We start from the raw sequence: 14,038 nt of genomic DNA on the forward strand, positions 1-14,038 counted from the left end.
GGAAAATACACCAGAAAAAAAGCCCACTGATTAAAGTGGGCTCATTTTTAGCTTTTAAAATTAAAAGTTAATTATAGCTTATAAGCTGTAATACATTTCAAACTCAACCGGGTGAGTCGTCATGTTTAGCTTTTCAACTTCTTTACGCTTAAGTTCAATATAAGCATCAATCATGTCGTCTGTCATTACACCACCAGCCGTTAAGAAATCACGGTCTGCATCTAGTGCATTTAACGCTTCGTCTAGTGATGATGCAACTTGTGGGATTGCTGCAGCTTCTTCAGCTGGTAGATCATACAAGTCTTTATCCATTGCATCGCCAGGGTGTATCTTATTTTTGATACCGTCCAGGCCAGCCATTAGCATAGACGTAAATGCTAAGTACGGGTTACCTGTTGGGTCAGGGAAACGTACTTCGATACGACGTGCTTTTGGCGAAGGTACTACTGGAATACGAATTGAAGCTGAACGGTTACGTGCAGAGTAAGCAAGCATTACTGGCGCTTCAAATCCTGGAACTAAACGCTTGTAAGAGTTTGTTGAAGCATTTGTAAACGCATTGATGGCTTTAGCATGCTTAATGATACCGCCAATGTAATAAAGTGCAGTTTCAGATAAACCACCGTACTTATCACCAGCAAATAGGTTTTCGCCGCCTTTTTGTAATGATTGATGCACGTGCATACCAGAACCATTGTCACCAACGATTGGCTTAGGCATGAAAGTCGCTGTCTTGCCGTATGCATGCGCCATGTTGTGCACAACATACTTGTAAATTTGTACTTCGTCGGCTTTTAATACTAGCGTATTGAACAAAGTCGCGATTTCGTTTTGACCTGCTGTTGCTACTTCATGGTGATGCGCTTCAACCGTTAAGCCCATTTCTTCCATTACTAAACAAGTAGATGAACGCCAGTCATGTGATGAGTCAACTGGTGGTACTGGGAAATAACCGCCTTTAACCATCGGACGGTGACCCATGTTACCGTCTTCATAATGCTTATCAGAGTTCCATGCTGATTCGGCCGCATCAATTTTGTAAGACGAACCTGACATGTCTGTTTTAAATTTTACATCATCAAATACAAAAAACTCTGGTTCTGGACCAATGAAAACTTCATCTGCAATGCCTTCAGCACGCATGTAATCTTCTGCACGACGAGCAACAGAGCGAGGGTCACGCTCATAACCTTGCATTGTAGTAGGCTCTACAATGTCACAACGAACGTTTAAAGTTGTTTCTTCTGTGAATGGGTCTAAAACTGCTGAATCAGCATCTGGCATTAGAATCATGTCTGACTCATTAATTCCTTTCCAACCTGCAATTGAAGAGCCGTCGAACATTTTTCCGTCTTCAAAAAAGTCTTCATCGATTTGATGCGCCGGAATAGTCACATGCTGCTCTTTACCGATTGTGTCGGTAAAGCGTAAATCAATAAACTTAACTTCATTTTCTTTAATAAGGTTTAAAACCGAATCAGACATTTTTTTCTCCAGATGATAAATATTGTCTTTTCATAAACAACTCTTGTTGTCCTGTGCCGAAGCTTGAGCGAAATTCATGCCACAATAAAATACGTTTAAATTCATGAACTTAAAACAGCCAAGCGTCAAATAAAAATAAGCTTGCACCAAAATAGCACAACCAACGCACCAAATTGATCCAAACATAGTTTTTATTCGTCAACAAAAGTGTAGTGTGTAGATAAGTTTTGTCAGTTATTTTTTATTGTCTATCCAGTCTAATTGACCAATGAGTTTACGACGCTTTTCTATTAGATTTTCGATTAATGGGGTCATAATAAGTTCGAGTGCTAATCCCATTTTGCCACCGGGCACAACAAAAGTATTGATTCGTGACATAAAAGAGCCATCGATCATTTGTAATAAGTAGGGAAAATCAACACCTTGAAGATTTCTAAAGCGTATAACTACAAAGCTTTCGTCTAATGTTGGGATGTCTTTTGCGCTAAAAGGGTTAGAAGTATCAACGGTCGGTACACGTTGGAAGTTAATGTGAGTCCGAGAAAACTGCGGCGTAATATGCGTAAAATAATCTTCCATACTGCGCACAATGGAGCTCATTACGGCTTCACGGCTATGTCCGCGTTGATTCGTATCGCGAATTATTTTTTGAATCCACTCAAGGTTTACAATTGGTACCATACCGATAAGAAGATCCACATGTTTGGCGACGTTGTGTTCGTCCGTTACCGCTCCGCCATGCAGGCCTTCGTAAAACAAACAATCAGTATTAGGTCGTAATTCCTGCCAAGGAGTAAATGTGCCAGGCATCTGGTTATAAGGCACCGCCTCATCAAATGAATGCAGATATTTACGTACGTTTCCTGTGCCAGTTTCTGAATAACTCTTAAATAACGACTCAAGTGCACCAAAGTCGTTAGCCTCCGAGCCAAAATATGAAATATGTTTGCCTTGCTCTTGGGCTTTGCGGATTTCAACATCCATCTCTGCTCTCGCATAACGATGAAAGCTGTCGCCCTCTAACAACGCTGCGTCCACATTTAAATTTCTAAAAATATGGGTAATCGCATTAGTCGTTGTTGTTGTACCAGCACCTGATGAACCAGTAACGGCAATAATTGGATGTTTAACCGACATAGAATTTTTTCTTAGTTATGAGTAAGCTTTGTTATAAAGTGATAAAGCGACACCGTCAAGTTTTGCCCCGACTGGAAAAATCTAAAAATAACAAAAAGGAACACCTGATGCGCAAATTAATCTTCTCTGTTGGAATCGCCTTAAGCCTTTCTAGCCATGCACAAACCGATATTTGGTTAATCGAAATCAATACTGACAAAACCGTAAAAATAGAAAGTGCAAAAAATATTACCAACCGAGCAGGTTATGACAATCAACCATCTTTTAGCAAAGATCATCAAGGCTTGTACTACACCAAAATGCTAAACAATAATTTAGGTGAGCAGCAAGCCGATATATTTTATTATCACTTTGCCAGTAACAAGCACTCAAATCTAACCAGAACAATACAAAGCAGCGAATACTCGCCATTGGAAACGCCACTCAAAGAGCAACAGCTTTCAATCATCAAAGTTGAGCCTGACGGTGTGCAACGTCTTTGGACCGTCGATACCAAAACCGGTCAGCAACAAATGCTCAATCGCGATATCAAGCCGGTTGGTTATCACGCTTGGGGAAAACAGTCAGACTTAACCACTTTTGTTTTGGGTGAGCCAATGACATTGCAGTATTTTGATAAATATCCAACTAAGAATGCACTTAAAGTAGATAAAAACATTGGCCGTAGTATTCGCTATAACTCAACTAAAGACTTCTTTTCGTACTCAAAGGGCAATGAGCAACAACAAACCATATGGGCCTTTAATGCAAATACTAAAAAAACCACTGAACTGATTGCTATGCCTGCTCGTAGTCAATATTACACTTGGTTTGACGACAGCACCTTACTCACAGCCAGCAAAAGTAAGCTGTTTACTTGGAAGTTAGGTACAGATAAAACCTGGTCCTTATTCCAAGATGTAGGCGCTATTTGCCCTGAAGGTGTTTCTCGAATTGCAGTAAACTCAATCCAGACAAAAATTGCATTAGTCTGTAATGAAAGTGCAATCAATAAATAGGAATAATTATGAACGAACTTACATGGATGATTTATAGCTTAATTGTCGCTTGCTTGTTGCCATACGTAGCAAAAGCTCCTTTAGCGATTGCTATGCACAAACAAGGTACAAGCCACCGCTCAGGTTATGATAATCAGCACCCTCGTGAGCAACAACGAGCATTAAAAGGTTTCGGAGCTCGGTGTTTAGCGGCGCATGAAAACTCTTTCGAAGCGCTTATTTTGTTTGCGCCAGCCATACTACTAGCTATTGCTACCGGTAATGTGACCCGCAATATAGCAATATTGTCCGTTACTTTTGTTGTCTGTCGTTTACTCTATTTAGCCTGTTACTGGCTGAATTGGGACAAGCTTCGCAGTACTGTTTGGATGCTTGGCATTGTAAGTTCAGTAGCAATAATGATAAATTGCCTGCCCTAATTTAGCAGGCTAAGGAAGTTATGAAGTTTAATAACACTCTAATCGCGTCAACGATACTCTCCTCTTTACTCATGTCCGCAGGTGCTGCGGCGATAGACGAAACAGAATCATTACGTCAGCGCTCACAAGACAAACCAAGCTTCACCAGTTTATCTCTGGACTTATCAGGTAAAAGCGGTAACTCAGACAAAGAAGATTTCTCGTTTGGTATATATCACTCAGAACGAAGCAATGAACACTTCGGTTTTGTAATGGCTAGTCGCGACTACGCAAAAAGTAACGATGTAAAAAGTGAAGACAGTTCATTTTTGCATGCTAGATATAACTATTACTTTTCAGCAAACGAAGCTTTTGAAGTGTTCGCACAAAGTAATACAGATGACTTTAAGTCACTTGAATCTAGGAACCTTGTTGGTGTTGCATATAGAAAAGAGTTTTCAGATAAAAACACAGCAGGCTTAGGTATTTTTCAAGAAAAAGAAAGGTACGACGTAAATGACCAAACACTAAAGTTTGATCAGACTCGCTTGAGCCTATATTGGGTAACAACAATTCCATTAAAAAATGGCGCTGAGTTATCTAACACACTTTACTATCAACCAGATATAAGTAAGTTCAGTGACTTTAGGGCCTATAACCGTTTATCGATTAAGTCTAAATTAACCGAAAGCTTATCGCTTAAGTTTGGATTGTTAGTTGAGCATGACAGCCAACCAGTACTAGATGTTAAGAAAACTGACATCAAATACCAAGCTGGCTTTTCATACGAGTTCTAAACGAACTTACGACTCTCGTTGGATAGCTCGGTATGCGATATCAGTACGATACTCAACACCTTGCCATTTGATCTGCTCAACAAGTTGGTACGCCGCTTGTTGTGCAGAAGTCACCGAATCTCCCATCGCCGTAGCACACAATACACGCCCGCCGTTTGTGACTACATTGCCATCTTGGTCTTTTGTGCCTGCATGAAAGGTTTTTGTAGCGTCTGTTGCCGCTGGAATACCAGAGATAATATCTCCTTTTGGATAACTACCAGGGTATCCTGCTGCCGCTAATACAACTCCAACAGCTGGACGAGGGTCAAATTCAATTATGGCCTTATCTAATTCACCAGCTAATGCTGTAAAACAAAGATCAACCAAGTCCGACTGCATTCGCATCATAATAGGTTGCGTTTCTGGGTCGCCAAAACGGCAGTTGTATTCGATTACTTTTGGTGTGCCTGACTCATCAATCATCAAACCCGCATACAAAAAACCAGTATAAGGGTGACCTTCATCCGCCATACCTTTCACCGTTGGATAAATCACCTCGTCCATTATACGATTATGGATTTCAGGTGTAACAACAGGCGCTGGAGAATAGGCACCCATGCCACCAGTATTTGGACCTTTATCACCGTTGTAGGCGCGTTTGTGATCTTGACTAGTTGCCATTGGTAACACGTTTTTACCATCAACCATGACGATAAAACTTGCTTCTTCGCCTGTTAAGAATTCTTCTATAACAACGCGAGAACCAGCTTCGCCAAAAGCATTACCAGCTAACATGTCTTTAATTGCGTCTTCTGCTTCTTGTAACGTCATCGCAACAATAACGCCTTTGCCGGCAGCCAGACCATCGGCTTTAATAACAATTGGTGCGCCTTGTTCGTGCACATAATTAATTGCCGGTTCTATTTCAGTGAAATTTTGATATGCCGCCGTTGGAATCGCTTGGCGGGCTAAAAAGTCTTTTGTAAATGCTTTTGAACCTTCAAGTTGCGCCGCTCCTTTGGAAGGGCCAAATACTTTTAATCCAGCTTGCTCAAATTGATCAACCACTCCCATTACTAACGGAGCTTCTGGTCCAACAATCGTTAAGGCAATGTGCTCTTGTTTAGCAAATTTTAATAAGCCATCAATGTCTTCAGCACCAATATCTACATTTTTAAGTTTCTTCTCTAGGCTAGTGCCTGCATTACCTGGTGCAACAAATACCGTTTCAACCAAATCATTTTGAGCTGCTTTCCACGCTAATGCATGTTCACGGCCACCACCACCAATCACCAATATTTTCATATCTTTATCCACTGAATAGAAGGTCATTAAAAATTTGCGCGGGAGTATAACACGTCAAAATGTAAATTTATTGATGATTAATTAATCTATTTTGAAAAAGTCAGCGTAAATCTATTAACGGCAACAATGCTTACTCTAAACACCTATAATTAAAGCCCGTAACTAGACTTCTCTGGAGCGACCAATGAAACATAGATTGTCCCATTTAAACTTTAATGACATTGAAATTCCTGAAATAAACATCCACTCTTTTGAAATGGGCGATTACCTTCTTGAAGTCGACTATAACGATCACAAAGGTTATGTATTTGACGATCAAGATAATATCGTCAAATTTAAAAACGTTACGCAAGTGAAAGAAGCACTTAATGAATGTCGCGTTAAAAGCGCATACTTAGTCCATCAATCTGCTTACGATGAAATGTGTGGTGGTGCGGACGGTGGAAACAACGAGTTGAAAATAGAACTTAATTTTAAACACTGATACTTTCGGGGGAGCAAAACTGGCGGGTTCGTTAAGTTAACCGCCAGTTTTGATTCTTCTTTTTACTTACTTCTTAACGAATTTTAACGTCATACGATCACTCTCGCCAATCAAAACATATTTTTCTCTATCTACATCACCATTCGCTAATCGTGGCGGTAAAGTCCACACACCTTTAGGGTGATCGGCGGTATCTTTTGCGTTTGCGTTTACTTCGCTAGACGCCTCTAATACAAAGCCCGCTTTCTCCGCTGCAGCAATGACGTAAGATTGTTTCATATAGCCAGAGTTTTTATTCGCAACTTGATCTTGGCTTTCTGGCATACGATGCTCAACAACACCTAAGACGCCGCCTTTCTTAAGTGCTTTATAAAACGCCGCAAATGCTTGCTCAACACCTTCATCACCGTCGCCCATATACCAGTTATGAACGTTACGGAAAGTTAGCACCATGTCAGCACTACCTTCCGGCGCTATATCATGTGCTTTAATATGATGAAATTCAGTTACTTCAATTCCTTTATATAGCGGATCGTTGGCCACTTTTTCTTTAAAGCCGGCTAGCGAACGCGCGTAATAACCTGGCGCACCTTCATATGGGTGGAAATGCGCAGCGTATAGCTGACCTTTGGTGCTTAAAATAGGATTTAAAATAGACGTATACCAACCGCCGCCTGGCAAAATTTCAACTACTGTCATATTTGGCTGCAACCCAAAAAACGATAACGTTTCTGCCGGGTGACGATACATATCTCTTTTCGATGCTTCTCCACGTAGTGGATTTTTCACCGCAGCTTTAATCGCTTCCTTAGATGCTGAAACAACAACATTTCCAGTTTTTTCATTTAATGCACTTTCGGCTTTAGAAGCAGAGTTACTGTCGCCATTTCCAGAGCACGCTGCCAAACCTGCTGTTAACGCAAGTACAGAAACTGTTTTTAATAAGTTACTTTTTATCATTCTTTTATCCTTTGAGTAAAAAACATTCAATTACAGCGAGTCTAGTCAATTAACTCTTACTCTTCAACAAGTTGCTCACATCGCCATGAGCTACCTTGCTCACCAAGTTGTTCATCTAAGTAAGGTAATACTTCTAGCATTTGTTGCTTTAGAGTATACGGCGCATTGATAACAATCATGCCACTCCCTGTCATACCTCTCTCGTCTGTATCAGGAAGTACGTTTAATTCAAAAACTTGGATGTCTCTGATGCCTGACTTTTTCAAAGCGTGTTCCATTCCATCAATGCGGTATCTGTCTACAACTGGATACCAAATCATATAAACACCAGATTCAAACCGCGCCTTCATTGCTGTTACGTATTCAACAACGCGATGATAGTCTTCTTTTAATTCATAGGGAGGGTCGATAATCGCAACACCGCGACGACTTGGTGGTGGAAATAAACCAACACTTTCTTTAAAACCATCGCCTTTAATTACTTTTCGATAGCGGTTTGTGCGAACAAAGCTGCGTAACAATTCAAAATCGCTTGGATGTAACTCGTGAAAAAAGCCCTTTCCTTCCAAAGGTAGTTCATCTAAAGCAAACCAAGGTGAGCCTGGATAAACGTTTAAATCAGCTTGCTCTGACTCAGTATTAAAACGACGAACCGCCGATACATAATCTTGAATCGCCTCTGGCATATTCGCCGTTGGTGCGTTCCATAATTTTCCAATACCTGTTTCATATTCTTTGTTTTTCTGACCAAACTCATCCATTAGTTGATAAGCGCCTGCGCCGGCATGCGTATCAACAATGCTATATGGCTTATCCTTTTTGCCTAAATACTTTAAAACTAATTGGTAAACCGTATGTTTTAATACATCGGCATGGTTGCCAGCGTGAAAGCCGTGGCGATAACTAAGCATAAATAAAGCCTTTAAATGGGTGCTATTCAATAAATTGTCTTTATTTTAACAGCTGAAAGAATAAAGCGGGAACAAAAGCGCAGGTTTATTCCAATGGGCAATTCCTTCTAAGCTCAAATTAAACTAAAATTGCCACTTTAGAATTACAGTTTGGAAATAATTATGGCTTGGGTGCAAATCCGATTTGCAGTATTAGCGGATCATGTTGATTCGATTAGTGACTTTTTAATGGATATTGGGTGTCAATCCGTCACCTTCACTGCGAGTAATGAGCAACAGGCCATTTATGAGCTGAAACCTGGTGACGTGACTTACTGGGCAACATCTACCTGTGTTGGCCTATTTGATGCCGCTGATGATATGGACTTTGTCGTTCGATCAATAGCGAACCACCCAAATATGGACAACGACTTCAGTTATAAAATTGAACAAGTTGAAGACAAAGACTGGGAACGTGAGTGGATGGATAACTTTCACCCAATTAAGTTTGGTGAACGTTTATGGATTTGCCCAAGCTGGCGCGACATTCCAGATCCAGAAGCGATCAACGTTATTTTAGACCCTGGACTAGCATTTGGTACCGGAACTCATGCCACCACGGCATTGTGTTTAAAGTGGTTAGAAGCAATGGACTTGAGCGATAAAACGGTCTTGGACTTTGGTTGTGGTAGTGGCATTTTAGCTATTGCGGCGCTTAAGCTAGGTGCCAAACGAGCAATTGGTATCGACATCGACCCTAAAGCAATTATCGCCAGCCAAGAAAATGCAGAAAGAAATGGCGTTGCAGATCAAATTGAATTGTACTTGCCAGAAGATGCCCCTCAGTTTGAAACTGAAGTTATCGTTGCAAATATTCTTGCTGGCCCATTAAAAGAACTTAAAGAAGTGATTTGTGGTTATGGACAACCAGGAACCTTAGTAGCTTTATCAGGCATTTTAGCAGAGCAAGCCGATGATGTAGCAGACGCTTACAAAAGCCTAACTGAACTATTACCACCTGAACAAGAAGACGAGTGGGTAAGAATTAACGGAAAAATAAAATAATCTAAATTTTTTTTCAAAATAATTGCATCTTAAAGCTTGTACCTCTACTCAATAACTAGGCCGTTTGTCAACCTACACACGGCCTTTTTACTGCTTTTTTCACTAACTAATTAGCAATTCTAGACATTTTTTTTAGTGTTAATACTCAAATTTAAATGTCAATAGTAAAGACCGAAAAAAACACAAAATTTGTTTAAAAAACAACCTTTGATTTTGTCGAAAAAAACAGTAAACTTGCCGCCCTTTTTTGGGACAGCCAAGAAACATAGTCGTTAAGAGAAGGTAAGTATTAACATGCAAATTGGTCCGTACACGTTAGACAACAACTTGATTGTTGCGCCAATGGCGGGTGTGACCGATCGACCTTTTCGACAGTTATGTAGAAAAATGGGCGCTGGTTTAGCCGTTTCGGAAATGTTGTCTTCAAACCCAAAGGTTTGGAAAACTGATAAGTCTTTAAATCGAATGGACCACATGGGTGAAACAGGCATACGTTCTGTTCAAATTGCCGGTGCGGATCCTGACTTAATGGCGGAAGCGGCAGCATTTAACGAAAAAAACGGTGCTCAGATAATCGATATTAATATGGGTTGTCCGGCTAAAAAAGTTAATAAAAAAATGGCAGGTTCTGCCTTGATGCAATACCCAGAGTTAGTCGAGAAAATCGTTAAGGCTGTGGTAGGTGCAGTTAAGGTTCCAGTCACGCTTAAAACCCGTACTGGTTGGGATCCTGACAACAGAAATGGTTTGGAAATCGCGAAAATTGCTGAACGGAATGGAATTCAATGTTTAGCAGTACACGGTCGAACCCGCGCTTGCATGTACAAAGGCAATGCGGAATACCACACCATTAAAGAAATTAAAGAAGCAATAAAGATTCCCGTGATTGCTAACGGTGACATTCGTACACCACAGCAAGCTAAGGAAGTTTTAGAGTTTACTAACGCGGACGGTCTTATGATTGGACGCGGCGCGCAGGGTCGACCTTGGATATTTCGAGAAGTCGATCACTTTTTACGAACCGGTCACATTCTGGCGCCACCAGAAAAGGAAGAGGTTCGTAACATATTGTTGGAGCATGTCGCGAATTTGCACCAACTATATGGCGATGTGATGGGGCCCCGAATTGCGCGAAAGCATGTTGGGTGGTACCTGGAAGATCAAGACACGGATAGGTCTTTTCGAAAACTATTTAATGGAATTGAATCTGGTGAGGTTCAAATCGAAACATTAAATGGGTATTTCGACCAAATTTAAATAAATAGAAAGTTACTGCCCACAACACAGTAACTTTAGTCTTAACAATTTTAGAGAGAAGAAGTAAACCATGTTTGATCAAAACGTACAGACTCCGTTCATTACAAATGCGCACATCCAAACAGCTGACAAGCCTCAGCCGTTACGTAACGAAGTTAAAAAAGCAGTTCGTAACTACTTACAAACGTTAAATGGTCAAGATTCTACTGAAGTCTACGACTTGGTTTTATCTGAGCTAGAAAAACCACTTCTAGAAGAGATTATGACTTATACTCGTGGCAACCAAACAAGAGCTGCGAATATGCTAGGCATTAACCGTGGCACACTTCGCAAGAAGTTGAAAAAGTACGGCATGAACTAATTCAGCCGCGGAAGAACCGCAAAAAAGCACCCCACCGGGTGCTTTTTTGTTTCTAAACTAAAATTATTTAATAACGATATACTCACTAAGCAATTAACTCACTATTAACTCAAAATAAAGGTTAACTACTCAATGGATACATTACGACCTGTTCGCCGCGCCCTTCTAAGCGTGTCAGACAAAACTGGTATAGTAGAATTCGCACGTACTTTGGTAACTCACGGTGTTGAGATATTATCAACTGGCGGCACATTCAAACTACTTACAGAAAACGGCGTAAACGCAATTGAAGTTTCAGATCATACTGGTCACCCAGAAATCATGGACGGTCGCGTTAAAACTCTTCATCCTAAAATTCATGGCGGCATTCTAGCTCGTCGTGGTCAAGATGAAGGTGTGATGTCAGAGAATAATATTTCTGCTATCGACATGGTCGTGGTTAACTTATACCCATTTGCAAATACCGTTGCAAACCCAGATTGTACGTTGCAAGACGCTGTAGAGAATATCGATATTGGTGGGCCAACAATGGTTCGCGCAGCAGCAAAAAACCACAAAGATGTCGTGATTGTTGTGAATGCCAAAGACTACGATCGAATCACCAACGAATTAAATGCAAACCAAGGCGCTACTACCTTTGAAACTCGCTTTGATTTAGCCATAGCAGCTTTTGAACACACAGCACAATACGATGGCATGATTGCTAACTATTTTGGCACTATGGTTCCTGATTATTCAGACAACAAAGACGAAGTTGAGAATTCTAAGTTCTCGCGCACCGTTAATATGCAATTTACCAAAAAGCTGGAAATGCGTTACGGTGAAAATAGCCACCAGCAAGCCGCTTTTTATACTGAAAACGGTAGCCAAGGCCAAATGGAAGCTTCAATTTCAACGGCTAAGCAACTGCAAGGTAAAGCATTGTCGTATAACAACATTGCCGATACTGATGCCGCGCTTGAATGTGTAAAAGAATTTGATCGTCCTGCTTGTGTTATCGTTAAACACGCTAACCCTTGTGGTGTAGCGGTAGATAATTCAATTTTAGAGGCTTACGACCGCGCCTTTAAAACAGACCCAACTTCAGCGTTTGGTGGCATCATCGCGTTCAACCGAGAGCTAGATGCAAATACAGCAGAAGCCATTGTTTCTCGACAGTTTGTAGAAGTGATTATTGCACCAAAAATTAGCGCCGAAGCGATTCAGATTGTTTCTGCAAAGAAAAACGTTCGTTTATTAGAATGCGGCGAGTGGGACTTAACCGGTGCAGATAAAACGTCTGCGCCAGACATTAAACGAGTGAATGGTGGTTTGTTAGTTCAAGACCGTGACCAAGGTATGATCACTCTTGATGACTTAAAAATCGTTTCTAAAGTACAACCTACCGAAGCTCAGTTAAAAGACATGTTGTTTTGCTGGAAAGTGGCTAAATTTGTTAAGTCCAACGCCATTGTTTACGCAAAAAATGAAATGACCATTGGTGTAGGTGCCGGCCAGATGAGCCGCGTTTATTCAGCAAAAATTGCTGGTATAAAAGCAGCTGACGAAGGTCTAGAAGTTCCAGGCTCAGTTATGGCTTCCGATGCATTCTTCCCATTCCGTGACGGTATTGACGCGGCCGCAGAAGCGGGTATTAAAGCCATCATTCAACCTGGCGGTTCGATGCGTGACGAAGAAGTTATTGCAGCTGCCGATGAGCATGGTATTGCAATGGTATTTACAGGCATGCGTCACTTTAGACACTAATAAAAAAGGCTCAATCACTTGAACGCAGTGATTGAGCCTTTTATCTTTTAAGAAAGACTATAGTTTCGGATAAGTTTTCATCATACGAGTTTGGTCTGTCAGTTCTACATTCATCAAGAACAACTCACCCTTAGGTGCTGTTGCCACATCAAATGGTAAAGATAACTGTTCAAACGAGTCGATTTGCGCAGCAACCTCTACAGTCGCAAGCTGAGTAACAACATCACCACTTCTTGACGCTAACGTAGCTTTTACCGCAAACCTTCCTGGCATTTCAGCTTCAATTGGCAAGTTAACAACCACTTTATTCGCATTAGTTTGATACTTAGGCGCACCTAACAAAGCCGTAGTAGTAACATTGGTGAACGGTACTTTTACCGAACGCATTACTTTCTTGCCTTTAATTTCAGTCATTACGCGAGCTTCAATCTCATAAAAGCCATTTATTGCACCTATTTGCTCAAGAGGTTGAGAAAACTCTGCCGTTCCTGCGTTGTATTGTACGTTCACCTGCTCAGAAACTGGACTAATTAGTGACAAGGTTATTTCGTCTTTTAACAAAGCTTGATTACCGACGCTAAGTTCAACCGGTAGGCGTTGAGCTTGATTAGACTTCTCAAATCCACTTTTTATTGTTAATAAATGTGGTGAATTTTTTTCCTTTACATGAATTAAATACACATCATCGTCAGACAGCGCTTGGCGCGTTTTTAAAATAGCATTGTCGCCATTTGTAAGTCCTTTTAAAGCAACGCTACCATCATCAAAACCAGCCTGTTGCATGACACTTTGTGAGGCTGTTGCGGTTAAGTCATATTTAGTTTTAGCATTGCTATTTAAAAGCTCAAGCTGATCAATATCAATGCCTTTCGCTTTAAAAACCTGACCATGATCATAGCTTGCCTTAGGTGCAACGCGAATAAGGTTGTCGTCTGTCGTTAGATAAACTGCAACGCCCTTCTTTAATTCACGTCCAGTAACCGTTTGCCAATACTCATCGCTCGTCTTTACAACGTTACGTTGCGGAGTACCGCCTTTTTGAACACTTGCCCACTGATATACCGTTTGTTCAATTTGGCTACCCTCGTTAACCTGACTGTTATCATCGTCTTGAGCGTTACAACCAAGTAATAAAACCGGTACAAAAATTAATAATAAGTTTTTCATCACAAT

14 protein-coding genes are annotated in these 14,038 nt (G+C 40.8%); 8 read left to right on the forward strand and 6 right to left on the reverse strand.

Annotation, left to right across the window (positions count from 1 at the left end; all coding sequences use genetic code 11):
• Positions 1-78: 78 nt before the first annotated feature.
• Positions 79-1,485 carry a glutamate--ammonia ligase gene (glnA, locus tag ACZ1GV_RS11020; RefSeq protein ID WP_472674203.1) on the reverse strand — a complete coding sequence of 469 codons (1,407 nt, stop codon included), beginning with the start codon at positions 1,483-1,485 and terminating at the stop codon, positions 79-81.
• 234 nt (positions 1,486-1,719) lie between these two features.
• Positions 1,720-2,622, reverse strand: coding sequence for a phosphoribulokinase (locus ACZ1GV_RS11025; protein WP_210561196.1), 903 nt, complete (start codon positions 2,620-2,622; stop codon positions 1,720-1,722).
• Positions 2,623-2,729: 107 nt separating this feature from the next.
• Between ACZ1GV_RS11025 and ACZ1GV_RS11030 the strand changes: the two genes are divergently transcribed.
• Genes ACZ1GV_RS11030 through ACZ1GV_RS11040 form a run of 3 tightly spaced genes read left to right on the forward strand, consistent with a single transcriptional unit; the run spans position 2,730 to position 4,815 of the window.
• Positions 2,730-3,620 carry a TolB-like translocation protein gene (locus ACZ1GV_RS11030; protein ID WP_472674204.1) on the forward strand — a complete coding sequence of 297 codons (891 nt, stop codon included), beginning with the start codon at positions 2,730-2,732 and terminating at the stop codon, positions 3,618-3,620.
• Positions 3,621-3,628: 8 nt separating this feature from the next.
• Positions 3,629-4,039, forward strand: a complete 411-nt coding sequence (locus ACZ1GV_RS11035; protein ID WP_472674205.1) for an MAPEG family protein — start codon at positions 3,629-3,631, stop codon at positions 4,037-4,039.
• Between the two features lie 20 nt (positions 4,040-4,059).
• Positions 4,060-4,815 (forward strand): DUF481 domain-containing protein, encoded by a 756-nt coding sequence (locus tag ACZ1GV_RS11040; RefSeq protein WP_472674206.1) that lies wholly within the window; start codon positions 4,060-4,062, stop codon positions 4,813-4,815.
• 6 nt (positions 4,816-4,821) lie between these two features.
• Here ACZ1GV_RS11040 and purD read toward each other — a convergent pair whose 3' ends face one another.
• Positions 4,822-6,102 (reverse strand): phosphoribosylamine--glycine ligase, encoded by a 1,281-nt coding sequence (gene purD / locus ACZ1GV_RS11045; RefSeq protein WP_472674207.1) that lies wholly within the window; start codon positions 6,100-6,102, stop codon positions 4,822-4,824.
• 184 nt (positions 6,103-6,286) lie between these two features.
• Between purD and ACZ1GV_RS11050 the strand changes: the two genes are divergently transcribed.
• Complete coding sequence (locus tag ACZ1GV_RS11050) at positions 6,287-6,586, forward strand: DUF6482 family protein (RefSeq protein ID WP_472674208.1); 300 nt, start codon at positions 6,287-6,289, stop codon at positions 6,584-6,586.
• Positions 6,587-6,652: 66 nt separating this feature from the next.
• Here the strand turns inward: ACZ1GV_RS11050 and ACZ1GV_RS11055 are convergent, their stop codons facing one another.
• Both ACZ1GV_RS11055 and ACZ1GV_RS11060 read right to left on the reverse strand, forming a co-directional pair.
• Positions 6,653-7,546 carry a class I SAM-dependent methyltransferase gene (locus ACZ1GV_RS11055; protein WP_472674209.1) on the reverse strand — a complete coding sequence of 298 codons (894 nt, stop codon included), beginning with the start codon at positions 7,544-7,546 and terminating at the stop codon, positions 6,653-6,655.
• Positions 7,547-7,602: 56 nt separating this feature from the next.
• Positions 7,603-8,457: a 23S rRNA (adenine(2030)-N(6))-methyltransferase RlmJ gene (locus tag ACZ1GV_RS11060; protein ID WP_472674210.1), complete on the reverse strand. Its 855-nt coding sequence runs from the start codon at positions 8,455-8,457 to the stop codon at positions 7,603-7,605.
• Between the two features lie 162 nt (positions 8,458-8,619).
• Here ACZ1GV_RS11060 and prmA point away from each other — a divergent pair, with 162 nt between their 5' ends.
• The 4 genes from prmA (at position 8,620) to purH (ending at position 12,865) form a co-directional block, all read left to right on the forward strand.
• Positions 8,620-9,501 carry a 50S ribosomal protein L11 methyltransferase gene (prmA, locus tag ACZ1GV_RS11065; protein ID WP_472674211.1) on the forward strand — a complete coding sequence of 294 codons (882 nt, stop codon included), beginning with the start codon at positions 8,620-8,622 and terminating at the stop codon, positions 9,499-9,501.
• 294 nt (positions 9,502-9,795) lie between these two features.
• Entirely contained in the window at positions 9,796-10,758 is a 963-nt protein-coding gene (gene dusB / locus ACZ1GV_RS11070; RefSeq protein ID WP_472674212.1) for a tRNA dihydrouridine synthase DusB, read from the forward strand.
• Between the two features lie 70 nt (positions 10,759-10,828).
• The gene (gene fis / locus ACZ1GV_RS11075; protein ID WP_155695828.1) at positions 10,829-11,119 is read left to right on the forward strand and encodes a DNA-binding transcriptional regulator Fis; all 291 of its coding nucleotides are present in this window, start codon (positions 10,829-10,831) and stop codon (positions 11,117-11,119) included.
• Between the two features lie 132 nt (positions 11,120-11,251).
• On the forward strand, positions 11,252-12,865 hold the full coding sequence (gene purH, locus ACZ1GV_RS11080; RefSeq protein ID WP_472674213.1) for a bifunctional phosphoribosylaminoimidazolecarboxamide formyltransferase/IMP cyclohydrolase: 1,614 nt from the start codon (positions 11,252-11,254) through the stop codon (positions 12,863-12,865).
• A 57-nt stretch (positions 12,866-12,922) separates the two neighbouring features.
• On the opposite strand, the gene ACZ1GV_RS11085 is transcribed toward purH, so the two are convergent.
• Complete coding sequence (locus tag ACZ1GV_RS11085; protein ID WP_472674214.1) at positions 12,923-14,032, reverse strand: DUF4785 domain-containing protein; 1,110 nt, start codon at positions 14,030-14,032, stop codon at positions 12,923-12,925.
• Positions 14,033-14,038: the final 6 nt, after the last annotated feature.

It is taken from the genome of Psychrosphaera sp. HA2-10 (assembly GCF_055693745.1).

Coding starts and splice junctions, on each gene's coding strand:
- glnA (WP_472674203.1), bottom strand. CDS start 1,485: ATGTCTGATTCGGTTTTAAACCTTATTAAAGAAAATGAAGTTAAGTTT.
- ACZ1GV_RS11025 (WP_210561196.1), bottom strand. CDS start 2,622: ATGTCGGTTAAACATCCAATTATTGCCGTTACTGGTTCATCAGGTGCT.
- ACZ1GV_RS11030 (WP_472674204.1), top strand. CDS start 2,730: ATGCGCAAATTAATCTTCTCTGTTGGAATCGCCTTAAGCCTTTCTAGC.
- ACZ1GV_RS11035 (WP_472674205.1), top strand. CDS start 3,629: ATGAACGAACTTACATGGATGATTTATAGCTTAATTGTCGCTTGCTTG.
- ACZ1GV_RS11040 (WP_472674206.1), top strand. CDS start 4,060: ATGAAGTTTAATAACACTCTAATCGCGTCAACGATACTCTCCTCTTTA.
- purD (WP_472674207.1), bottom strand. CDS start 6,102: ATGAAAATATTGGTGATTGGTGGTGGTGGCCGTGAACATGCATTAGCG.
- ACZ1GV_RS11050 (WP_472674208.1), top strand. CDS start 6,287: ATGAAACATAGATTGTCCCATTTAAACTTTAATGACATTGAAATTCCT.
- ACZ1GV_RS11055 (WP_472674209.1), bottom strand. CDS start 7,546: ATGATAAAAAGTAACTTATTAAAAACAGTTTCTGTACTTGCGTTAACA.
- ACZ1GV_RS11060 (WP_472674210.1), bottom strand. CDS start 8,457: ATGCTTAGTTATCGCCACGGCTTTCACGCTGGCAACCATGCCGATGTA.
- prmA (WP_472674211.1), top strand. CDS start 8,620: ATGGCTTGGGTGCAAATCCGATTTGCAGTATTAGCGGATCATGTTGAT.
- dusB (WP_472674212.1), top strand. CDS start 9,796: ATGCAAATTGGTCCGTACACGTTAGACAACAACTTGATTGTTGCGCCA.
- fis (WP_155695828.1), top strand. CDS start 10,829: ATGTTTGATCAAAACGTACAGACTCCGTTCATTACAAATGCGCACATC.
- purH (WP_472674213.1), top strand. CDS start 11,252: ATGGATACATTACGACCTGTTCGCCGCGCCCTTCTAAGCGTGTCAGAC.
- ACZ1GV_RS11085 (WP_472674214.1), bottom strand. CDS start 14,032: ATGAAAAACTTATTATTAATTTTTGTACCGGTTTTATTACTTGGTTGT.